The following is a 21884-nucleotide window of genomic DNA, read 5'->3' as shown; positions in this document are numbered from 1 at the left end:
GTCACGGCCAGATCCGGCAGGCGGCACACGGAGACTCAGATGAAACACCCCTGTACGCAGGCGCGCCGCTTGGCGCGCATGGCCGGCGCCGCTGGCCTGGCCCTTGCCCTGGCCACCGCCTCGTCCGCCGTCCTGGCCGACGACTTCCCAAACAAGCCTTTGCGCATGGTCGTCGGCTTCGCGCCGGGCGGCGGCGCGGATATCGTGGCCAGGCTGGTCGGCGCCAAGATGGCCGAGAGCCTGGGCCAGCAGGTCGTGGTGGAAAACCGCGCGGGCGCCACGGGCACGATTGCGGCCGACAATGTGGCGCGCTCCCCCGCGGACGGCTATTCGCTGTTCCTGGGATCGCAATCCACCATGGTGGTGGCGCCGTCGCTGTTCCCCACGCTGCCGTTCAAGCCCGAGACCGATTTCGAGCCGGTATCGCAGGTCGTGACCATGCCGCTGATCCTTGTGGTCAATCCGGCGCTGATCGACGTCAAGAGCGTCGGTGAACTCACCGAGCACATCCGGAAGGCCGGCAACGGTGCGCTGAGCTACGCGTCCTCCGGGCAAGGCGGCCCGCAGCACATCGCGGGCGAGCTGTACGCGCACCGGGTCGGCACGAAGGTCACGCACGTGCCGTACAAGGGCGAGTCCGCGGCCATTGCCGACGTGTTGGGCGGTCATGTGCCCTACATGTTCGCGAACCTGCCGGTGGCGCTGCCGCACATCGCGTCAGGCAAGGTCCGCCCGCTGGCCATCACCAGCCTCAAACGCGATCCGAAGGCGCCCGAGATTCCGACGCTGGCCGAATCGGGCTTCAAGGACTTCGAGGTGTCGACCTGGTACGGCGTCTTTGCGCCGGCCAAGACGCCCAAGCCCGTGGTCGACAAGCTCTCCGCATCGATCCGCACCGCGCTCGAGCAGCGCGACATGCAGGCCAAGCTGAGCGAACAGGGCTTCACCGTGGTCGGCAGCGACTCGGCCGACTTCAGCCGCTTCGTCGGCGCCGAACTGCCGCGCTGGTCGGTGCTGATCCGCGATATCGGCATCAAGCCGGAATAGCCTGGACGCTTCGCCTGGGCGCCGCTCAGCCGGGCGCCCCTAAGCCGGGCGCCCCTAAGCCGGGCGCCCCTAGCCGGGCGCCCCTTCATCCATCCGAGACAACGACATGATCGACTTCACCGAAAAACGCGCCGCCGGCCCCGTCATCCGGCTGCATTCCGCCGATAACGTCGTGGTGGCGCGCGTGCCTATCGGCATCGGCACCGCCGTGCCTGCCGAGGACCTGGTCAGCCGCAGCCAGGTGCCCGCCGGGCACAAGATCGCGGCGCGCGACCTTCGCGCGGGCGAACCCATCCTGAAATACAACGTGTGCATCGGCTTTGCCGCGACGGACATTCCCGCCGGCACCTACGTGCATTCGCACAACATGGACTTCCAGGAGTTCGATCGCGACTACGCACATTCTCGTGACTATGTGCCGACGCCCGTGCTGCCTGAATCGGAGCAGGCGCGATTTCAAGGCATCGTGCGGGCGAACGGTCAGGTGGGCACGCGCAACTACATCGGCATCCTTGCCACGGTGAATTGTTCGGCCACGGTGGTGCACCGCATTGCGTCCGCCTTCACGGACGAGGTGATGGCCGCCTATCCCAACGTGGATGGCGTGGTCGCGCTGAGCCACGGCATGGGCTGCGGCATGGAAATGTCCGGCGAGCCCATGGACCTCCTGCGGCGCACGATGGGCGGGTACGCCTGTCATGCGAACTTCGCGGGCGTGCTGATCGTTGGCCTGGGCTGTGAACGCAATCAGCTCGATGCGCTGCTCAAGGACCAGGGCCTGGAAGCGGGTGCGCGGCTGCAGACGTTCATCATGCAGGAGACCGGCGGCACCCGCAAAACGATCGAAGCCGGCGTCGCCGCAGTGAAGTCCATGCTGCCCGCCGCCAACGAGGTGCGCCGCGAGCCGGTGTCCGCGCGTCACCTGAAGATCGGCCTGCAGTGCGGCGGGTCGGATGGCTTCTCGTCGATCACCGCCAACCCTGCGCTGGGCGCGGCCATGGACATCCTGGTGCGTCACGGCGGCACGGCGATCCTGTCCGAGACGCCGGAAATCTACGGCGTCGAACATACGCTGACGTCACGGGCGCGCAGCCGGGAAGTGGGCGAGAAGCTGGTCCAGCGCATCCGCTGGTGGAAGGAAGAGTATTCCCCGGGCCGCGACGTGCAGATCAATGGCAAGGTCAGTCCCGGCAATCAGATGGGCGGTCTGGCCAACATCTTCGAGAAGTCGCTGGGCTCGTCGATGAAGGGCGGCACCACAGCGCTGATGGAGGTCTATCGCTACGCGGAGCCGGTCCGGCAGCCCGGCATGGTGTTCATGGACACGCCGGGGTTTGATCCGGTGTCGGCCACGGGGCAGATCGCCGGCGGCGCCAACATGATCTGCTTCACGACAGGCCGCGGTTCGATGTTCGGCGCCAAGCCGGTGCCGTCGATCAAGCTTGCCACCAACACGCCGATGTACGAGCGGCTGACCGAAGACATGGACGTCAATTGCGGCGACATTCTGGACGGCACCGCCACGCTGCAGGAGGTGGCGCAGCGCATCTTCGAAGAGATCCTGCGCGTGGCCTCGGGCGCGCGCAGCAAGAGCGAGTTGCTGGGGTTGGGCGATCACGAGTTCGTGCCCTGGAACATCGGCGTCGTGAGCTGACCGCTTCCGCAACGCGTGAAGATCAGCGGACGGTCATGCGTGACCGTCCGCGCCAGCGGATCGGACGCTCAGGCGTCCGACAACGAGTCGGCGCCCGGCATGTCGAAGCCGTTGGCCTGCAATGCGGTCTTCAGTGCGTCCGTCTGCGCGGCGTTCAGCTCGACCAGGGGCGGACGCACCGTGGCCCACGCCGCATCGCCCGACTTCCAGGCAATGGCGGCCTTCATCGCGGGAATCATCGGGAATTGCTGGAACACGTTGCGCGTGGCGTTCAGCCCGGCCTGGCGCTCGTCGGCATCCGCCTCCTGCCAGCGCTGCTGCAGCGCCACGATGGGACCCGGATTGACGTTGCCCGTGGCCGTGATGCAGCCCACGCCGCCTGCGCGCAGGGTCTGCAGCAGGAATGCCTCGCTGCCCGCATACACCTGGAATCCGCGCGGCGTGAAACGCTCGATCATCGCCGCCGTGTTGGCCCAGTCGCCGCCACTGTCCTTCACGCCGGCCACGATGCCGGGATAGCGGGTCAGCAGGCGGTCGATCAGGTCCAGGCTAAGCGGCACCTGACTGACGGGCGGGATGTGATACAGGTACAGGCGCAGCTTGTCGTCGCCCACGCCTTCGATCAGCTCGGCAAAGTAGCGGAACAGGCCTTCGTCGCTGACGCCCTTGTAGTAGAAGGGCGGCAGCACCAGCACGCCCATGCTCCCGCTGCGCACCGCATGCTGCGTCAGCGCGATGGCGTCGGGCAGCGCGCATGCGCCCGTGCCGGGCATCAGCGCAGACGGCTCCACGCCGGCTTCCAGCAGCGCATCGAGCAGCGTGTGCTTTTCCGAGAGCGACAGCGAATTCGCCTCGGAGTTGGTGCCGAAAATGGCCAGTCCGACGGACTGTTCGCGCAGCCAGCGGCAGTGCTTCACGTAGCGCCCCAAGGCCGGGCGGTAGCGTTCATCGAACGGCGTCAGGACCGGCGAAAAGACGCCAGGAATGCGGGCAGGGGTCGTCATGTCTCTACTCGTTATTGGATGGGTGAAAAGGACGCGCCGCGGCCGCGCGGCTGCGATTTCCGATTCTGGCACCGATCCGCCCACCGAACATCTGCTGTTTAATGGGTTCAATCCATAAAATTGTTGTGGTTTGCCGCAGAGCGCGCCACACGTCCAAAAGAAGGGGAGACCGTGGATACGCGATATGTGCAGAGCTTTGTGTCGGTCATTGAAAGCGGATCGCTGGCCGAGGCGGCGCGGCGGCTGGACCTGACGCCCGCCGCCATCGCCGCGCGCGTGCGCACGCTGGAAGAAGAACTGGGCGCTACGCTGGTCAAGCGCGTCGGCCGCAGCGTCAAGGCGACCGAGGCCGGCTTGAAGGTGCTGGAGCGCGCCCGCAGCGTGCTGCGCGAGGTGCGCGATCTGCGCGCCAGCGCCACGGACGATGCGCCGCTGGGCGAGCTGCGCCTGGGCGTCTCGGCCTCGGCACTGACCGGCATCATGCCCATCGTGCTGGCCCGCCTGTACCGGCGGATGCCCAAGCTGGCGGTCTTCATGGAGCCCGGCACTTCCAACCATCTGTACCACCGCGTCATCAACGGCGACCTGGACGCGGCATTCATCGTCAAACCGCAGTTCAACCTGTCCAAGGGCTATGCGTGGAAGCTGGTGACCGAGGAGCCACTGGTGGTGCTCGCGCCGCCCGATATGCCGGGCAACGATGCGCACGAACTGATGCGCATCCAGCCCTTCATCCGCTACGACCGCAACGTCTGGGGCGGGCGCCTGGCTGACCAGTACCTGCGCCAGCACGGCATCGCGCCCCGCGAGCGGCTGGAGGTCGATGGGCTGATGGGCATTGCCTGCATGGTCTCCGAAGGCTTGGGCGTGTCGCTGGTGCCCGACTGGGCGCCGGACTCGCTCGACAGCCGCCGCGTCAGGCGGGTGCTTCTGCCCGGGCGTGCGCCGCTGCGCCGGATGGGCATCCTGTGGGCGCGCCACATGCCGCATTCGGCGCTGGCGGAAGCCTTTGTGGAAGAGGCGGGCCGGGCGCTGGATCCGCAATCGCGCCGCTCCGTGGGCGACTGAGGCATCGGTTGCGGCACGCCGCCCGCACATACTGAGGCCACAAAAAAACACCCCGCAAACCGTTTCCGGTGTGCGGGGTGTTTTGCCTGTCAGGGCCAGGCCCTGACGGCCGTGCGGCTTAGTGGCGCGTTTCGACCTGAACCAGCGGCTCGTTCGAGACGGGCGTCACCGGCTTGCGTTCGCGGCCCAGGCGGACCGGCGCGTACGAGGCGGCAATGCGCTGCTGCGTTTGCGCGTAGCGTTCCGGATCGGTTTCCACCCACTTCAGGCCGGCGGCATTGACCACGTCGTGCAAGGCTTGCGCCTTGGCGGCCGGGGCAACGGCAGGGACCACGATGGGCTGTTGCGCGCTGGCCGGCGCGACCGGCGCGGGGGCCGGTGCGACGGGAGCAGCGGCCACTGCCGGCGTCTGGACCACGGGTTCAGCGGCGGGCGCTTCCACCGGCGTCTGCACCGGCGCAGCGGGGACCGAAGCCTCGCTGGCGGGTTGCACGGCGACAGGCGGGGTCGCTTGCGGCGCGGTCTGCACGGGTTGAGCGGCAGGCTCAGCCGTGGGCTGGGCTACGGGCTCAACCGCGGGCTTCACCGCGGGTTCGACGGCGGGCGCAACCACGGGCTCGGCGGCGGCCTGGACGGGCTCAGCCTTGGGGGCTTGAACCGGTTCGACCGGCGCTTGCTCGGGCTGGGCGGCGGTCTGCACGGGCTGGGCCGGGGCTTGAACCTGCTGCGCGGCGGCAGGAGCAGTTTGCTCGGCGGCCGATTGAGCCGGCTCAGCAGCCTGGGCGGCGACGCCTTCGGCTTGCTGTTCGCCGGCGTCTTCGGCGCCGTCTTCCTGCAGCTCGTCGCTACCGGGCAGACCGGCTTCGTCCTGGCTGCGGCGGCCACGGCGGCTGCGGCGGCGGCGGCGCTTGCGCTCGGGATCGGCGGCGCCTTCGGCGCCTTCAGCGCCCGGGAACGCGTCGGCGGACTGTTCGTCGGCGTCAGCATTGTCCAGGGCTTCGGCAGCGGACTTGGTATCCGACTTGGCGTCAGGCAGCGCGGTGGCGACCGTCTGGGCCAGCGCGGCGACCATGCTTTCCTGTTCGCTCATCGGCGCGTCGGATTGGCCTTCCTCGCGGCGGTTACGGCCACGGCCACGGCGGCGATTGCGGCCTGCGCCGGTGTCTTCACCGTTGAGTTCGGGCGTCTGTTCCGGACGGGCGGATGCCAGGGCTGCCTGGGTGGCGGCCTGGGTGTCGCGCTCGCCGCGGCCTTCGCCACGATTGTTGCGTTCGCCGCGTTCGCCATCCGAGCGGCGGTTGCCGCGGACGTGGTGACGGCCGCCTTCGGTGGCCTCGGCGCCTTCGCCACGGCCTTCGCCGCGGCGGTTGCGGTTGCGGTCGGAGCCGTGGCGTTCGCCGCGGCGTTCCTGGCCGTCATGGCCGCTGCGGCCCTTGCCACGCGACGAGCCCGCGCGCTTGGCGGTTTCTTCGGCGGCTACGGGGGCGGGCTTGGCGGGTTCGGAGCCGCCGGTCAGCCAGCTGACCAGACGCTTGAACAGGCCGCCCAGACCGGCGCCTGCCGCGGGCGCGGCGGGTGCGGCGGCCGGCGCTGCGGGCGTCGAGACGGGGGCGGGCTGCGACGGCGTGATGCCCTTGACCAGGGCTTCCGGACGCGACTTGATTTCGCTTTCGCGCGGCTGCCAGGGCGCATCCGTGGCCGGCGCTTCCACCAGTTCGAAACTGGTCTTCAGCTCTTCCAGGCGGGGATCGTCGTGGCGCAGGCGCTCGATGTGATGGTGCGGCGTTTCCAGATGCTTGTTGGGGATCAGCATCAGGTTGACCTTCAGGCGGGCTTCCATCTTGGTGATGTCGGCACGCTTTTCATTCAACAGGTACGTGGCCACGTCGACGGGCACCTGGGCGTGGACTGCCGCGGTGTTTTCCTTCATGGCTTCTTCCTGCAGCAGACGCAGGACGTGCAGGGCGCTGGATTCGGCGTCGCGGATCACGCCGGTGCCGTTGCAGCGCGGGCAGGTGATGTGCGAGCCTTCGTTCAGGGCCGGACGCAGGCGCTGGCGCGACAGTTCCATCAGGCCGAAACGCGAGATCTTGCCCATCTGGACGCGGGCACGGTCGAAATGGAGGGCATCACGCAGGCGCTGTTCGACGGCGCGCTGGTTCTTGCTGTCTTCCATGTCGATGAAGTCGATGACGATCAGGCCACCCAGGTCGCGCAGGCGCAACTGGCGGGCCACTTCGTCGGCCGCTTCCGAGTTGGTGCGCAGCGCGGTTTCCTCGATGTCGGCGCCGCGGGTCGAGCGGGCCGAGTTCACGTCCACGGAAACCAGGGCTTCGGTGTGGTCGATCACGATGGCGCCGCCCGAGGGCAGTTGCACCGTGCGCGAGTAGGCCGTTTCGATCTGGTGTTCGATCTGGAAGCGCGAAAAGAGGGGGATGTCGTCACGGTAGCGTTTGACGCGCTGGACGTTGTCCGGCATCACCACGCTCATGAAGGCGGTGGCCTGGTCGGCGATCTCGTCGGTGTCGATCAGGATCTCGCCGATTTCGGGCGAGAAGTAATCGCGGATCGCGCGGATGACCAGGCTGGATTCGAGATAGATCAGGATGGGCGCGGAGTTGTCGCGCGCGGCGCCGTCGATGGCGGTCCAGAGCTGCAGCAGATAGGACAGGTCCCATTGCAGTTCTTCGACGTTGCGGCCGATGCCTGCGGTGCGGGCGATGATGCTCATGCCCTGGGGCAGGTCGAGCTGTTCCATCGTGTCGCGCAGTTCCTGGCGATCCTCGCCCTCGACGCGGCGCGAAACACCGCCGCCGCGGGGGTTATTGGGCATCAGGACCAGGTAGCGGCCAGCCAGCGAGATGAACGTGGTCAGGGCTGCGCCCTTGTTGCCGCGTTCTTCCTTTTCGACCTGGACGATCAGTTCCTGGCCTTCGCGCAGGGCGTCCTGGATGCGGGCGGTACGAACATCGACGCCTTCCTTGAAGAAGCTGCGCGCAACTTCCTTGAAGGGCAGAAAGCCGTGACGGTCTTCGCCGTAGTTGACGAAGCAAGCTTCGAGGCCGGGTTCGATCCGGGTGATGACACCTTTGTAGATATTGCCTTTGCGCTGTTCGCGGCCGGCAGTCTCGATGTCAAGATCGATGAGTTTTTGCCCATCGACGATAGCGACGCGTAATTCTTCCTGATGCGTCGCATTGAACAGCATGCGCTTCATGAGAGGGTTTCTCCGTTGTCATGACGCGCCGATATCGGCGCGTGACCTCGGGCCACTCGGGCTGCGGCTGAAGCGGGCAAGAAGGTGCGGACCGTACCTGGGCGGCGCCCAGGCGTATCCGCCGCGGGTCAGGCGGGCACGTCGTGCCGTGGGGCACGGGGTTCTGTCAGCAGGAGGGTCAGCTTCACTGAATGTGGTTTGACGGAAAAAATGCTGTGAACGGCAGCTGCGGTCGGATTGGTTGCCCACACGCAGCTGGTGCTTTAAATATGCGACGATTCTTGCAGTGCTTCAGAGCCGCTTGCGGCATGCAACGGACCTGCCGGAACAGCGGGCAAGATGAATGCCACACCACTATTCCGCAGGGCTCGGTTGCGCCGGCGACCAAGAGACCCAGGGGTTGAATGAGCAGGCAGTACAATGGCGGCCCGCGCGCTCGACGGAGTTGCGTGTTGGTTGCATCTCTACGCCAGGCGGCTAGTTCAGCCCCTTAAGGCTGTCCCGATTATATGTCGCTTTCCGCAATGCGCAAAGAAACTTCCTCCCCCGTATCCGCCTCTAAAGCAGCCCCCGCCGTCCGCATGGTTGAAGTGGGCGCCGAGCATGCCGGCCAGCGTCTGGACAACTTCCTCATGCGGCTGTGCAAGGGGGTGCCCAAGACGCACATCTACAAGGCGATCCGCGGCGGCGAAGTCCGCGTCAACAAGGGACGCATCCAGGTGGATTACCGGGTTGAGGAAGGCGACGTCGTCCGCATCCCGCCCCTGCGCCTGCCTGACCCCGGCAAGCCCCGACCCGTGCCCGCCGCCGAATTCCCGATCGTCTTTGAAGACGACGCCATGCTCGTGGTGGACAAGCCGGCCGGTGTTGCCGTTCACGGCGGCAGCGGAGTCTCGTTCGGCGTGATCGAACAACTGCGCGCCGCGCGCCCGCAGGCCAAGTTCCTGGAACTGGTGCACCGGCTGGACCGCGAAACCTCGGGGCTGTTGATGGTCGCCAAGAAGCGCAGCGCGCTGCTGGCGCTGCACGCCATGCTGCGCGAGGGCCGGAGCGACAAGCATTATTTCGCGCTGGTAGAGGGCGATTGGGTCAACGACCGCCAGCACATCAAGCTGTCCCTGACCAAATGGACCACGCAGTCCGGCGAGCGCCGCGTCAAGGTGGATCCGGACGGGCAAACGGCGCACACGATTGTCACGCTCAAACAGCGTTTTGGCGGTTACAGTCTGGTCGACGCCGAGCTGCGCACCGGACGCACCCACCAGATCCGGGTCCATCTGGCATCCAGCGGCTTTCCCATCGTCGGGGACGACAAATACGGCCACGACGACGTACGTGCGCAATTCGCGCGGCAGGGCTTCAACCGCATGTTCCTGCACGCTCACAGCCTCACCCTGCCTCACCCGCTGACGGGTGAGGTCATGACACTGACCGCCGAGCTGCCGCCAGCTTGCCGGAACATCCTGAAAACACTGGAGTCTGCCTGATATGTCGTATTCGCTGGTCGTCTTTGACTGGGATGGCACCCTGATGGATTCCACGCACAGCATCGTGGCCGCCATTCAGGGCGCTTGCCGCGATCTGGATCTGGCGGTGCCGTCCGCGTCCGAGGCAAGCTGGGTCATCGGCCTTTCGCTCGAAAGCGCGTTGCGCCGTGCCGTCCCCGAATTGACGCAGGCCATGCTGCCTCGCTTCCTTGAGCGCTACCGCACGCACTACCTGCTGCGCGATCCGGAATTGCGCCTGTTCGAGGGCATCAACGAGTTGCTGACCGACCTGGCCAGCCAGAACGTGCGGCTCGCTGTCGCCACGGGCAAGAGCCGCGTCGGCCTGACGCGCGCGCTGGCCGCGACCGGCCTGGGCCCTCTGTTCGACGCGACCCGCACCGCCGACGAGACCTTCAGCAAGCCGCATCCGGCCATGCTGCACGAACTGATGCAGGAACTGGACGTGGATCCGTCGCGGGTCATCATGGTGGGCGACACATCGCATGATCTGCAGATGGCCTGCAACGCGGGTGTGCACGGTCTGGGGGTCACCTACGGTGCACACACCCTGAAGGAGCTTGAGGGATGTGCCCCGCAAGCAGTGCTGGACACCGTTCCGCTCGTGCGCGAATGGCTTATGCCGCGCGTGAGTGCCGGCGCGTAGGCTCTGGCTGATGAAGGCCGCTAGGAACGTCCGCCGGTCCGGCGGGTCTATCCGAAAGGCGCTGCGCGTGCTTCGCGAGGCCGCTGCGGAATAAGATAGCCCCGTCCAGCGTCCATGGTTGACGCGGGCGCGCGCTCACGGAGCGCGGCGCCATACCGGAGATTACGATGCTGATACGCAAGCCCGACGACTTTTTGCCGTCCGAGATCACTTCCGAGGCCGTGTGGCGGTCGCGCCGCGAACTCATGTTGCGCGCCGGCGCTGCCGCTGCTGCCGTCGGGCTGCCCGGCTGGGCTACGCGCGCCGCCCACGCGCAGGACGCCGGCGCGCTGCCGGGCAAGTCCAACCCTGCGTTCAGCATCATGGATAAGCAGACGTCACTGGCAGACATCACGTCCTACAACAATTACTACGAGTTCGGCGTAGATAAGGGCGAACCGGCCAAAAATGCTGGCAAGTTGCAGACCCGGCCGTGGACCGTGAGCGTCGAGGGCGAGGTCAACAAGCCGCGCACGTTCACCATCGAAGAGTTGCTCAAGCTCGCGCCCATGGAAGACCGCGTCTACCGCCTGCGCTGCGTCGAGGGCTGGTCCATGGTCATTCCGTGGGTTGGGTATTCGCTGTCCGAGGTGCTCAAGCAGGTGGAGCCGAATGGCAACGCCAAGTACGTCGAATTTGTCACTGCCGTTCAGCGGGAAAACATGCCGGGCGTGCGCGCTGCCATCCTGGAGTGGCCGTATGTGGAGGGGTTGCGCCTGGACGAAGCCATGCATCCGCTGGCGATGCTGGTCTTTGGCGTCTATGGGCGCGTGCTGCCCAACCAGAACGGAGCGCCCCTGCGGTTGGCCGTGCCGTGGAAGTATGGATTCAAGTCGGGCAAATCGCTGGTGAAGATCCGGCTGGTGGAAAAGCCGCCCGTCACGTCCTGGGTCAAGTCGGCCCCGCAAGAATACGGCTTCTACGCCAATGTGAACCCTAACGTCGCGCATCCTCGCTGGAGCCAGGCCACCGAGCGCCGCATCGGTGAGGACGGCCTGTTCACGCCCAAACGCAAGACGCTCATGTTCAACGGCTACGGCGATCAGGTGGCGTCGCTTTATCAGGGCATGGACCTGAAGGCCAATTACTGAGGCGCTGATCCGTGTCCGTTGCTCCTCGCGCTGCCTCGGCTGCGGCACCCAGGAAGGCGCAGCTTTCGGCCCGGACGATCGGGCGCTTCAAGCCGCTGCTCTTTCTGCTGGGCCTGGCGCCGTTCGCGCGCTGGATATGGCTGGGAATGCACGACGGCCTCACGGCAAATCCCGTTGAATTCCTGACGCGATCGTCTGGCACCTGGGCACTGGTATGCCTGCTGGTCACCCTGGCCATCACGCCGCTGCGCCGTCTGGCGGGGCAGCCCGCGCTGGTACGCGTTCGGCGCATGTGCGGATTGTTCGCGTTCTTCTACGCGGCGCTGCATTTCATGGCGTGGGTATGGTGGGACCGCGGGTTCGATCCCGCCGAAATGGTGCGTGACATCGTCGAACGTCCCTTCATCATGGTGGGATTTTCGGCCTTCGTGCTGATGACCGCTCTGGCGGCCACGTCGACGCAGTGGGCGATGCGGCGGTTGGGCAAGCGCTGGCAGACGCTGCACCGGGCCATCTATGCCATCGGCCTGCTGGCGATTCTGCACTACTGGTGGCACAAGGCGGGCAAGAATGACCTGTCCGAGCCCGCGATCTACGCCGCGGTGCTGGCCGTGCTGCTGGGTTGGCGCGTCGTTGCCTGGTGGCGCGCGCGGGCGTAGTCCGCTAGCGCGCTGGGGCGCCGTAGCTACTGCATGGCCAGCATGATGGCCGCGGTTTCCGCGTCGGGCTGGCCATCGTGCAGGGCAGGGCGGTAGTGCATCTGGAACGCGGCCAGCGTGTTGATCGTTGCGCGGTCCAAAGTGCCGTCCTGCGGACTGGCGTAGCCAAGCCGCTGCAGCTGCTTCTGAAACCATGCGACATCCGGCACGCCTTCGATCTGCAGGCGAGCCAGATGCTGGGCCGCGCCTGCCTCGTTGTACCAGCGCCCGATACCCGCGTCCGCCAGCGTCTTCCAGGGGAACAGCGGGCCCGGATCCACCTTGCGCTGCGGCGCGATGTCGCTGTGGCCCACGACGTTCTCCGGCACGATGTTGTGCCGGCGGATGATGTCGCGCAGCAGGATGGTCAGCGCCCGGACCTGGCGGTCGTCGTAGGGGTGCCAGACGCGCTCCCCGTCGCTGCCTTCGGTCCAGCCCGGATTGACGATCTCGATGCCGATCGAGGTGCTGTTCGTTGCGATGTTGCCGTACCAGGAACTGGCCCCGGCGTGCCATGCGGCGCGGTTTTCGTCGACCAGCCGATGGGCGCGGCCATCCAGGTCCAGCAGGTAATGCGCGCTGACCTTGCCCTTGGAAAGCAGGCGCAGCGACTCGGCGTCGTTGACCGTGGTGTAGTGCACGACCACGGATCGCACCCGGCTGCTCTGGCTGACGGCGGTGATCGAAGTGTCAAGATCCAGGCCGGCGGGCCCGCGCGCCGCGCAGCCGGCCAGAACCGCCGCGGCCAGCAGCGTGGAAAATAGGCGGATCATGATCAGCGCGCCAGGTACAGGAACAGCGTCGGCAGCTTGTCCAGCTGAGGCGCCGGCAGCTTCTTCCAGTCGGCCACCGTATGGGTGACCACCCATTCGTCTGCCGTCGTCATCGAGCGCGCCACGCACAGCTTGGTGTCGCCCTTCAGGGTGGCGATCAGCGTGGCAAACATCGCCGCGTTGCGGTACGGGGTCTCGATCAACAACTGCGTCTGGTTGTGGCGGGCCGAGTGCTGCTCCCAGGCGCGCAGTTGCTTGGCACGTTCGCCGGGTTCCACCGGGGCATAACCATGAAAGGCGAAACGCTGCCCGTCCAGGCCGCTGGCCATCAAGCCCAGCAGAATCGAAGAGGGGCCTACCCAGGGTTTGACGGCGATCCCCATGCGGTGCGCTGCGTCCACGACCTTGGCGCCGGGGTCCGCGACGGCGGGGCAGCCTGCCTCGGAAACCAGGCCGATCTCCGCGCCGCGCTTTGCGGGGTCGAGCCATGCCTTGATCTGCGCGGCGTCGGCCTTGTCGGTGAGGGTGTGGATGGTGATTTCCTGCAGCGGCCGGGTGGTGCCGATGAGCTTCAGGAAGGCGCGGGCGGTCTTGGCGTTCTCGGCGATGTAGGTGTCCAGCCGGCCGGCCAGCGCGCGCACGTCGGCTGGCAGCCAGCGCTCGGGGGGCGCATCGCCCAGGCTGACCGGAATCAGGTGCAGGGCGCCGGTCATGCGGATGCTCCCGGGGCGTCGAGCGGATCCAGTCCGAAAGTTGCCAGCATGCGTGTCAACTCGATCAGCGGCAGGCCTATGATGGCGGTTGGATCGTCGCTTTGAATGCTTTCCATCAGGGCAATGCCCAGGCTTTCCGCCTTGGCGCTGCCTGCGGTATCGTAAGGCTCTTCGGCGCGCAGGTAGGCGTCGATGGCATGGTCGGACAGTTGGCGGAACCGGCAGCGCGTCACAATGTCGGCCTTTTCCACGCGTTGGCCGTCGGTCACGGCCAGCGCGCTGTGAAACTCCACCAGTCTGCCCGACAGCGCGCGCAGTTGCGCCTGGGCCCGCGTGAAGTCGCCCGGCTTGCCGATGGGGGCGCCGTCCACGGTGGCAACCTGGTCAGAGCCGATCACGATGCTGCCCGGATGTTTTTCCGCCACCACCATCGCCTTCGCGACGGACAGGCGCAGCGCCAGCACCTCGGGGGTTTCGCCGGGTTGTGGCGTTTCGTCTACATCGGGGGAAATCGCGGAAAAGGGCAGCCGCAGGCGCGACAACAGTTCTTTGCGGTATCGCGAGCTGGACGCGAGGATCAAGCTAGGTTTGTGGGGCATGCGGCATTTGACGGTAATACGTAAGTCACAGTATTATCTAACGTTTTGCGGCATTTTTGCAGGAACATCAACATGACACCGAAGGGAAAGCCTGGCGATGCGAGTCGCCGCGCGGACGGATCGGCCGGTGCTGGTGTGAATGCGGCGGACTCTGACGTCAAGCGCATCGACGCCTTCGCCTTTGCCCGTCTGGGTAAAAGCGCGCAAGGCAGCATCGCCTTGGTGCGTCTTGCCCGCGTGGTCGATGGCCTGCCCGAGCAACCGCTGGGCGAAGCCGGACTCGTGACCTGGTCCGTGCAAGGCGAAGAAGGCAAAACCGGCTTGCTGATGGGCCAATCGCTTTTGCGCCTGCATGTGAAGGCAAATCCGGTGGTTGTGTGCCAGCGGTGCAATGCGCCGTTTGCGTATCCGGTCGACAGCGAAGTCGTGCTGCAACTGGTCAAATCCGAAGACGACCTCGACGATGATCATTCCTTTGCCGATCAAGGCGACGATGACGACGACGAGGACGACGAAGGCGTAGGAAGGGATTCTGTGGCCCAGCAACCTGAAAAGGTGGTGGGTTCGCATCATTTTGATCTGTTGGCCCAGATCGAAGATGAGCTCATTCTGAGCATTCCGTATGTGCCCAAGCATGATGTATGCCCGGGCGCGCAGGCCAAGGCCAGCGAAGCTTCTGAAGAGGAGCCCGCTGTCAAGCGTCCGTCGCCGTTTGCGGTGCTGGAACAACTGAAGCACAAAGATTGAGATCAACATCGGGCCGCATCGCGTACAATGCGCCCCGTTTCTAGGAGTCATCATGGCCGTTCAACAAAACAAGAAGTCCCCCTCCAAGCGCGGTATGCACCGTTCGCACGATTTTCTGGTGGCCCCGTCGACCGCCATCGAACCCAACACCGGTGAAACGCACCTGCGTCACCACATCAGCCCCAACGGCTTCTACCGTGGCCGCAAGGTCCTGAAGACCAAGGCCGACGAATAAGGCCCCCGGGCCGAACTCGTACTCGGACCATTTCGGCTGAGCGCTGATACCTGGCACCCGTGATACGCATCTCCATAGACTGTATGGGCGGAGACTTCGGTCTGCCCGTCACGATTCCGGCTGCGATCGAGTTCGCCCGGCAATTTCCGGACACCCGGCTATTGCTGGTCGGGCTTCCCGACGCTATCGAAGCGGCGCTCTCCGAGCACCGCAACGTGGCGCGCGATCGCTTTGAGATCGTGGCGGCTTCCGAAGTCGTCACCATGGACGACCCGGTCGAGGTCGCCCTGCGCCGCAAAAAAGACTCCTCCATGCGCCTCGCTGCCCAGTCCGTCAAGGATGGGCGGGCGGACGCCTGCATTTCCGCAGGCAACACGGGCGCCTGGATGGCCATCTCACGTTATGTGCTCAAGACGCTGGACGGCATTGATCGCCCGGCGATCGCCACGTCCATTCCGAACCAGACGGGCCGCGCCACCACGGTGCTGGACCTGGGCGCGAATGTGGACTGCACGGCCGAGCACCTGTTGCAATTCGCCATCATGGGCGCCGCGCTGTCGCAGGCGGTGGACCATCGCGACAACCCCACCGTGGGCTTGCTGAACATTGGCGAAGAAGTCATCAAGGGCAACGAAGTCGTCAAGGAAGCCGCCGAGCTTCTGCGCGGCAGCCCGCTGAACTTCTACGGCAACGTCGAAGGCAATGACATCTTCAAGGGCACGGTCGACGTCGTCGTCTGCGACGGCTTTGTCGGCAACGTCGTGCTCAAGTCCGTGGAAGGACTGGCGAAGATGCTGTCCAGCATCATTCGCGAAGAGTTCAAGCGCAATCTGATCACGCTGATCGCCGGCGCGGTGGCCAAGCCTGTGCTGAACCGCCTGCGCAACCGCGTGGACAACCGCCGCTACAACGGCGCGGCTTTGCTCGGCTTGCGTGGCGTCGTCATCAAGAGCCACGGATCCGCGGACGTTTACGCCTTCGGTTTTGCCTTGCAACGCGCGCGCGAAGCCGTAGTGAGTAAACTGCTGGAGCGCACCGCGCAAACGGTCGCTCAAATTACCAAGCGCGTTCAATCCGGCGATCGCCCATCGGCGGCGTCGCCCAACGTGGCTGGGGATACCGCTTGATGGATACCGCAATGAAATACTCCGTGATCGCGGGCACCGGCAGCTTCCTGCCGGAACGCGTGGTTTCGAATGACGAACTGGCTGCGGAACTGGCGACGCGCGATATCGCCACCTCCGACGAATGGATTGTCGAGCGCACGGGCATCCGTCAGCGCCATCTGGCCGAGCGTGGCGTGACCACCAGCCAGCTGGCCACCGAGGCCTCGCGCCGCGCGCTGGCCGATGCGGGCGTTGATGCTTCCGAAATCGATCTCGTCATCGTGGCCACGTCCACGCCCGATTTCGTGTTTCCCAGCACGGCCTGCCTGGTGCAGGCCAACCTTGGCGCCAAGGGTTCGGCCGCGTTCGACGTGCAGGCCGTGTGCAGCGGCTTCGTCTACGCGCTCACTACCGCCGACAGCTTCATCCGCGCGGGCCGCGCGCGCTGCGCGCTGGTGATCGGCGCCGAAGTGTTCTCGCGCATCCTCGACTGGAACGACCGCAGCACCTGCGTGCTGTTCGGTGACGGCGCCGGCGCTGTTGTGCTGAAGGCCTCCGACACGCCCGGCATCCTGGCCGCGCAACTGCATGCCGACGGCAGCCAGATGAAGATCCTCAGCGCCGCGGGCAACGTGGCCTACGGCGACGTCACGGGCGATCCGTTCCTGCGCATGGACGGCCAGGCCGTCTTCAAGCAGGCCGTCACCGTCCTGGACCGCTCGGCGCGCGACACCTGCGCCGAAGCCGGCGTCACCGTTGCCGACGTCGATTGGCTGATCCCGCATCAGGCCAACGTGCGCATCCTGAATTTCCTGGCTCGCAAGCTGGACGTGCCCGTCGAGAAGGTCGTCATCACCGTCGACAGTCACGCCAACACGTCCGCGGCCAGCGTGCCGCTTGCGCTCGATGCCGCGCGCCGCGACGGCCGCGTCAAGCCGGGCCAGCTCATCCTGATGCAGGGCGTGGGCGGCGGATTCACCTGGGGCTCGGTACTGGCTCGCATGTAAGGGTGTGCCCTGGCCGCGGCGGCATGTGTGCCGCGGGCGGCCGGAGAGCGCGCCTGGCATTCCACACAGACACTGAATCAATCCACACGCTCAATCATGAAAATCGCTTTTGTCTTTCCTGGCCAGGGTTCGCAAGCTGTCGGCATGCTGGACGCCTGGTCTGGCGTCGCGGCGGTCACCGACACCGTCGCACGGGCCTCGCAGGCGCTGGGTCAGGACCTGGGCGCGCTGATCGCGCAGGGTCCCGTCGAACAGCTCAACCTGACCACCAACACGCAGCCGGCCATGCTGACCGCCGGCGTTGCTTTTTACAACGCCTGGATCGCCGCGGGCGGCCGCAAGCCTGATGTCGTGGCCGGCCACAGCCTGGGCGAATACGCCGCGCTGACCGCCGCCGGTTCGCTGGCGCTGGAAGACGCCGTGCGCCTGGTGCGCGTGCGGGCTGACGCCATGCAGGCCGCCGTTCCGGTCGGCACCGGCGCCATGGCCGCCATCCTGGGCCTGGACGACGACGCCGTGCGCGCCGCGTGTGCGCAAGCCGCACAAGGTGAAGTGGTCGAAGCCGTCAACTTCAATGCGCCCGCGCAAGTCGTGATCGCCGGCCACAAGGCAGCAGTCGAACGCGCCTGCGAACTGGCCAAGGCTGCCGGCGCCAAGCGCGCCTTGCTGCTGCCCGTATCCGCGCCGTTCCACTCCAGCCTGCTCAAGCCCGCCGCCGACGTGCTGGCTGGCGCGCTCGCTGGCGCCGCTGTGTCCGCGCCGCAAGTGCAGGTCATCAACAACGTCGATGTGGCTTCGCCCACCGACCCCGACGCGATCCGCGATGCGCTGGTTCGTCAGGCGTGGCATCCTGTGCGCTGGGTCGAAACCCTGCGCGCCATGAAGGCGCAAGGCGTCACGCACGTCATCGAATGCGGTCCGGGCAAGGTGCTTGCTGGCCTGACCAAGCGCATCGACCCCGAACTCACCGGGCTGGCCATCACCGATCCTGCTTCGCTGGAAGCGGCGATGGCAGCCGTCAACGGAAACTGATCAATGGACAACACCTCGACCGAACTGCAGGGCAAGATCGCGCTCGTCACGGGCGCGACCCGCGGCATTGGCCGGGCGATCGCCCTGGAACTGGCCGGACGCGGCGCAACCGTCGTCGGCACCGCCACGTCCGAATCGGGCGCGGCTGGCATCACCGAAGCGCTGGCGCCGTTCGGCGGCCGCGGCGTGGTGCTGGACGTGACCGACGCCGCTGCCTGCGATGCGCTGATCGACGCGCTGGGCAAGGAAGGCGGCGGTCCGCACATCCTCGTCAATAACGCCGGCATCACCCGTGATACGCTGGCGATGCGCATGAAGGACGACGATTGGTCGGCCGTCATCGACACCAACCTGGCTTCCGTCTTCCGCCTGTCGCGCGCCGTGTTGCGCAGCATGATGAAGGCCCGCTGGGGACGCATCATCAACGTGACTTCCGTGGTGGGCTCCAGCGGCAATGCGGGCCAAGCCAATTACGCTGCCGCGAAGGCGGGCGTGGCGGGCATGGCGCGTGCTCTGGCACGTGAACTGGGCAGCCGCAACATCACCGTGAACTGCGTGGCGCCTGGCTTCATCGATACCGACATGACGCGTGCGCTGGGTGAAAACCAGACTGCGGCGCTGCTGCAACAGATTCCGCTGGGCCGTTTGGGCTCGCCGGCTGACATTGCGCATGCCGTGGCCTTTTTGTCCGGACCGCAGGCGGGTTACATTACCGGCACCACCCTGCACGTCAACGGCGGGATGTACATGCAATAAATCACGAATCACGCGCCGCCGCCGGGCAGCCGGCAAGGCGGCGCGCGATTCTCCGGAAACGCCGCACATGGTCAACCTGCGCCGGTCTCGGCGACAGAACAAATGCGCGGTGTTATTTTTGTCACGGTCAGGCGTTGCATCACTCCGCGCTTGGCTATAATTCGCGGGATTTTTCCCAATTGGAGATCTGCATGGAAAGCATCGAACAGCGCGTCAAGAAGATCGTCGCTGAACAACTTGGCGTCAACGAAGCCGAGATCAAGAACGAGTCCTCCTTCCTTGACGACCTCGGTGCCGATTCGCTCGACATGGTCGAACTGGTCATGGCCCTCGAAGACGAATTCGAGACCGAGATCCCCGACGAAGAGGCCGAAAAGATCACGACCGTGCAACAAGCGATTGACTACATCAATTCGCACGGTAAGCAGTAAGCTCAGCCTATATCGTCCTGGTTGCCCGATTTCGTCGGCCAACCTGGAATCAGGGCGGTTTCAGGAGTGCCGTGTGGTCCACCGGCAGGTCGGGCGTTGTAATGCCTCACCTGCCTTCATGTGGTCCACACGCGCAGCGCATCCCGAAAACCGCCTTTCTTTTGTCTGTTTGAGGAGTCATCCGTGAAGCGACGTGTCGTCATCACCGGCCTGGGTATCGTTTCCCCCGTAGGAAATGATCTGACCACCGCTTGGGACAATATCGTCAACGGACGTTCTGGCATCAGCCGCATCACCCGTTTCGATCCCTCGGCCATCACCACCCACATTGCTGGCGAAGTCAAAGACTTCGACATCAGTACCTATATTTCGGCCAAGGAAGCCCGCCAGATGGATACGTTCATCCATTACGGCCTGGCTGCCGGAATGCAGGCCTGGCGCGATTGCGGCCTGGAAGTCACCGAAGAAAACGCCGAGCGTATCGGCGTGATCGTGGGCTCCGGCATCGGCGGTCTGCCGCGCATCGAAGAAACCCAGGTCGATTACCTTGCCAAGGGACCTCGGCGCATTTCGCCGTTCTTCGTGCCGGGTTCGCTGATCAACCTGATTTCCGGGCATCTGTCGATCGCCTACGGCATGAAGGGCCCCAGCTACGCCGTGGTGTCGGCCTGCACGACCGGCCTGCATTGCATTGGCGATGCCGCACGCCTTATCGAATACGGCGATGCCGACGTCATGGTGGCTGGCGGCGCCGAATCCACCGTGTCGCCGCTGGGCATTGGCGGCTTTGCCGCCATGCGCGCGCTGTCGACCCGCAACGATGATCCTCAGACCGCATCGCGTCCCTGGGACCGCGACCGCGACGGCTTTGTGCTGGGCGAGGGCGCTGGCGTCCTGGTGCTGGAAGAATACGAGCACGCCAAGAAGCGCGGCGCGCGTATCTACGGTGAACTGGCTGGCTACGGCATGAGCTCCGATGCCCACCACATCACCGCACCGGACAAGGACGGCCCGCGCCGCGGCGTGATCAACGCGCTGCGCAACGGCGGCCTGAATGCCGAAGACGTCCAGTACGTCAACGCGCATGGCACGTCCACGCCGCTGGGCGACAAGAACGAAACCGACGCGCTCAAGCTGGCGTTCGGCGACCACGCCAAGAAGCTGGTGGTCAACTCGACCAAGTCGATGACCGGCCACCTGCTGGGCGCGGCCGGCGGCATCGAGGCCGTGTTCACGACGCTCGCTGTGTACAACCAGGTCTCGCCTCCGACGATCAACATCTTCAATCAGGATCCGGAATGCGATCTGGATTACTGCGCGAACGAAGCGCGGCAGATGAAGATCGACGTGGGTCTGTCCAATTCGTTCGGCTTTGGCGGCACCAACGGCTCGATGGCCGTTCGCCGGGTCTGATTTGGACGACTTGGTCGGGGGGCGTTGGTCGTTCCGCCTACCTGTCTCGCAGCCCAGGGGAGCCGTCGCGCTCTTCGGGTTGGCGCTGGCCGCTGCGGCGGCCAGCGTGCTGACAGCGGCAGCCTGGCATGGTTATGCCTGGGCTGCGGCCGCGCTCCTGGCCCTTCTATTCCTCTTGGCCGGGCTGTTACACTCGGCTCGGAACGCCCCGTCCCCGGTAACGGCGCTACGTACCGCGACCGGGACTGGCCACTGGCAGCTACGCCGGCCGCAAGGCTGGCAGGACGCGCTGCTGCTGGACCAGCAACGGGGCCCAGCGTGGCTGACGCTTATCCTGCAGCCTTTGCCCACCGGGAGTACGGCCTTTACCACTAGCAAAATCACCCTCACCGTCTGGAAGCACACGTTGCGACCCGAATCCTGGCGCCGTCTGCGCCTCGTCGCGGGCACGGCGCGGCAGGCACGCCCGACGCGTCCTTTGCGGGAGGCCTCATGAGCGAGCGCGAAGTCGACGCCGAGCTTGTCGCCCGCGTGCAGCGGGGCGACAAGAAGGCATTTGATCTTCTGGTGCTCAAGTACCAGCGCAAGATCCTCCGTCTGCTGGCCCGGATGATCCGCGATCCCGCCGAAATCGAGGATGTGGCGCAGGAGGCCTTCATCAAGGCTTACCGCGCTTTGCCCCAGTTCCGCGGCGAAAGCGCCTTCTACACCTGGCTGTACCGTATCGCCATCAATACGGCGCGCAACTGGCTTGCCTCGCAGGGGCGGCGCCCCAGCGCGCCCAACGCGATTGAAACGGAAGACGGTGAAACTTTTAACGAAACCGACAACCTAACGGATATAAGCACGCCGGAATCCATGGTTGCCAGCCGCGAAATCGCCGAGACGGTGAACGCGGCCATTGAGGAACTACCTGAAGAATTGCGCACCGCAATTGTCCTGCGTGAAATCGAAGGTATGAGTTACGAAGACATCGCCCAGAGCATGGATTGCCCGATCGGTACGGTGCGCTCCCGCATTTTTCGTGCGCGTGAAGCCATTGCGACCAAGTTGCGTCCGTTGCTCGACACCGATGTCGAGCGTCGCTGGTAAGGAGTGGCAGT

The 21884-nt window shown here is 65.7% G+C and carries 21 protein-coding genes; 16 read left to right on the top strand and 5 right to left on the bottom strand.

Features of this window, described 5'->3' with window-relative positions; all coding sequences use genetic code 11:
- Nucleotides 1-39 precede the first annotated feature (39 nt).
- Both HV681_RS10110 and HV681_RS10105 read left to right on the top strand, forming a co-directional pair.
- On the top strand, nucleotides 40-1047 hold the full coding sequence (locus tag HV681_RS10110) for a Bug family tripartite tricarboxylate transporter substrate binding protein (RefSeq protein WP_175122968.1): 1008 nt from the start codon (nucleotides 40-42) through the stop codon (nucleotides 1045-1047).
- Nucleotides 1048-1153: 106 nt separating this feature from the next.
- Complete coding sequence (locus HV681_RS10105) at nucleotides 1154-2701, top strand: UxaA family hydrolase (RefSeq protein WP_175122967.1); 1548 nt, start codon at nucleotides 1154-1156, stop codon at nucleotides 2699-2701.
- Between the two features lie 68 nt (nucleotides 2702-2769).
- Here the strand turns inward: HV681_RS10105 and HV681_RS10100 are convergent, their stop codons facing one another.
- Nucleotides 2770-3705 carry a dihydrodipicolinate synthase family protein gene (locus HV681_RS10100; protein ID WP_175122966.1) on the bottom strand — a complete coding sequence of 312 codons (936 nt, stop codon included), beginning with the start codon at nucleotides 3703-3705 and terminating at the stop codon, nucleotides 2770-2772.
- Nucleotides 3706-3876: 171 nt separating this feature from the next.
- Between HV681_RS10100 and HV681_RS10095 the strand changes: the two genes are divergently transcribed.
- Nucleotides 3877-4773: a LysR family transcriptional regulator gene (locus HV681_RS10095; protein WP_175122965.1), complete on the top strand. Its 897-nt coding sequence runs from the start codon at nucleotides 3877-3879 to the stop codon at nucleotides 4771-4773.
- Nucleotides 4774-4891: 118 nt separating this feature from the next.
- Here HV681_RS10095 and HV681_RS10090 read toward each other — a convergent pair whose 3' ends face one another.
- Nucleotides 4892-7990, bottom strand: a complete 3099-nt coding sequence (locus HV681_RS10090) for an Rne/Rng family ribonuclease (protein ID WP_175122964.1) — start codon at nucleotides 7988-7990, stop codon at nucleotides 4892-4894.
- 524 nt (nucleotides 7991-8514) lie between these two features.
- On the opposite strand from HV681_RS10090, the gene HV681_RS10085 reads away from it, so the two are divergent.
- The 4 genes from HV681_RS10085 to msrQ all read left to right on the top strand — a co-directional run bounded on the left by HV681_RS10085 (nucleotide 8515) and on the right by msrQ (nucleotide 11930).
- Nucleotides 8515-9477 carry an RluA family pseudouridine synthase gene (locus HV681_RS10085; protein WP_370647791.1) on the top strand — a complete coding sequence of 321 codons (963 nt, stop codon included), beginning with the start codon at nucleotides 8515-8517 and terminating at the stop codon, nucleotides 9475-9477.
- 1 nt (nucleotide 9478) lies between these two features.
- Nucleotides 9479-10141 (top strand): HAD family hydrolase, encoded by a 663-nt coding sequence (locus HV681_RS10080; RefSeq protein ID WP_175122962.1) that lies wholly within the window; start codon nucleotides 9479-9481, stop codon nucleotides 10139-10141.
- A gap of 167 nt (nucleotides 10142-10308) precedes the next feature.
- Nucleotides 10309-11271 carry a protein-methionine-sulfoxide reductase catalytic subunit MsrP gene (gene msrP, locus HV681_RS10075; RefSeq protein ID WP_175122961.1) on the top strand — a complete coding sequence of 321 codons (963 nt, stop codon included), beginning with the start codon at nucleotides 10309-10311 and terminating at the stop codon, nucleotides 11269-11271.
- 11 nt (nucleotides 11272-11282) lie between these two features.
- Nucleotides 11283-11930 carry a protein-methionine-sulfoxide reductase heme-binding subunit MsrQ gene (gene msrQ / locus HV681_RS10070; protein ID WP_175122960.1) on the top strand — a complete coding sequence of 216 codons (648 nt, stop codon included), beginning with the start codon at nucleotides 11283-11285 and terminating at the stop codon, nucleotides 11928-11930.
- 26 nt (nucleotides 11931-11956) lie between these two features.
- Here msrQ and HV681_RS10065 read toward each other — a convergent pair whose 3' ends face one another.
- Genes HV681_RS10065 through HV681_RS10055 form a run of 3 tightly spaced genes read right to left on the bottom strand, consistent with a single transcriptional unit; the run spans nucleotide 11957 to nucleotide 14054 of the window.
- The gene (locus tag HV681_RS10065; protein ID WP_175122959.1) at nucleotides 11957-12742 is read right to left on the bottom strand and encodes an N-acetylmuramoyl-L-alanine amidase; all 786 of its coding nucleotides are present in this window, start codon (nucleotides 12740-12742) and stop codon (nucleotides 11957-11959) included.
- Between the two features lie 2 nt (nucleotides 12743-12744).
- The gene (locus HV681_RS10060; protein ID WP_175122958.1) at nucleotides 12745-13455 is read right to left on the bottom strand and encodes an SAM-dependent methyltransferase; all 711 of its coding nucleotides are present in this window, start codon (nucleotides 13453-13455) and stop codon (nucleotides 12745-12747) included.
- Nucleotides 13452-14054: a Maf-like protein gene (locus HV681_RS10055; RefSeq protein ID WP_175122957.1), complete on the bottom strand. Its 603-nt coding sequence runs from the start codon at nucleotides 14052-14054 to the stop codon at nucleotides 13452-13454. The genes HV681_RS10060 and HV681_RS10055 overlap by 4 nt, the downstream gene beginning before the upstream one ends.
- Before the next feature lie 72 nt (nucleotides 14055-14126).
- Between HV681_RS10055 and HV681_RS10050 the strand changes: the two genes are divergently transcribed.
- The 9 genes from HV681_RS10050 to rpoE all read left to right on the top strand — a co-directional run bounded on the left by HV681_RS10050 (nucleotide 14127) and on the right by rpoE (nucleotide 21873).
- Complete coding sequence (locus tag HV681_RS10050; RefSeq protein WP_175123347.1) at nucleotides 14127-14801, top strand: YceD family protein; 675 nt, start codon at nucleotides 14127-14129, stop codon at nucleotides 14799-14801.
- A 52-nt stretch (nucleotides 14802-14853) separates the two neighbouring features.
- Nucleotides 14854-15036, top strand: coding sequence for a 50S ribosomal protein L32 (rpmF, locus tag HV681_RS10045; RefSeq protein WP_006218037.1), 183 nt, complete (start codon nucleotides 14854-14856; stop codon nucleotides 15034-15036).
- A gap of 59 nt (nucleotides 15037-15095) precedes the next feature.
- A complete protein-coding gene (plsX, locus tag HV681_RS10040; protein ID WP_175122956.1) occupies nucleotides 15096-16163 on the top strand; it encodes a phosphate acyltransferase PlsX in 1068 nt (355 codons plus the stop codon).
- Nucleotides 16163-17149, top strand: a complete 987-nt coding sequence (locus tag HV681_RS10035) for a beta-ketoacyl-ACP synthase III (RefSeq protein WP_175122955.1) — start codon at nucleotides 16163-16165, stop codon at nucleotides 17147-17149. The genes plsX and HV681_RS10035 overlap by 1 nt, the downstream gene beginning before the upstream one ends.
- Nucleotides 17150-17245: 96 nt before the next feature.
- The gene (gene fabD, locus HV681_RS10030; RefSeq protein WP_175122954.1) at nucleotides 17246-18181 is read left to right on the top strand and encodes an ACP S-malonyltransferase; all 936 of its coding nucleotides are present in this window, start codon (nucleotides 17246-17248) and stop codon (nucleotides 18179-18181) included.
- A 3-nt stretch (nucleotides 18182-18184) separates the two neighbouring features.
- Nucleotides 18185-18937, top strand: a complete 753-nt coding sequence (fabG, locus tag HV681_RS10025) for a 3-oxoacyl-ACP reductase FabG (RefSeq protein ID WP_175122953.1) — start codon at nucleotides 18185-18187, stop codon at nucleotides 18935-18937.
- Nucleotides 18938-19128: 191 nt separating this feature from the next.
- A complete protein-coding gene (acpP, locus tag HV681_RS10020) occupies nucleotides 19129-19368 on the top strand; it encodes an acyl carrier protein (RefSeq protein ID WP_003813816.1) in 240 nt (79 codons plus the stop codon).
- A 183-nt stretch (nucleotides 19369-19551) separates the two neighbouring features.
- Nucleotides 19552-20781, top strand: a complete 1230-nt coding sequence (fabF, locus tag HV681_RS10015; protein ID WP_175122952.1) for a beta-ketoacyl-ACP synthase II — start codon at nucleotides 19552-19554, stop codon at nucleotides 20779-20781.
- Between the two features lie 492 nt (nucleotides 20782-21273).
- Nucleotides 21274-21873 carry an RNA polymerase sigma factor RpoE gene (rpoE, locus tag HV681_RS10010; protein WP_008161984.1) on the top strand — a complete coding sequence of 200 codons (600 nt, stop codon included), beginning with the start codon at nucleotides 21274-21276 and terminating at the stop codon, nucleotides 21871-21873.
- Nucleotides 21874-21884 lie beyond the last annotated feature (11 nt).

The organism is Achromobacter animicus, assembly GCF_902859585.1.
GTDB lineage: Bacteria > Pseudomonadota > Gammaproteobacteria > Burkholderiales > Burkholderiaceae_B > Achromobacter > Achromobacter animicus.
The sequence above is the reverse complement of the archived record's forward strand: the minus strand, read 5'-3'. Positions and strand labels throughout refer to the sequence as shown.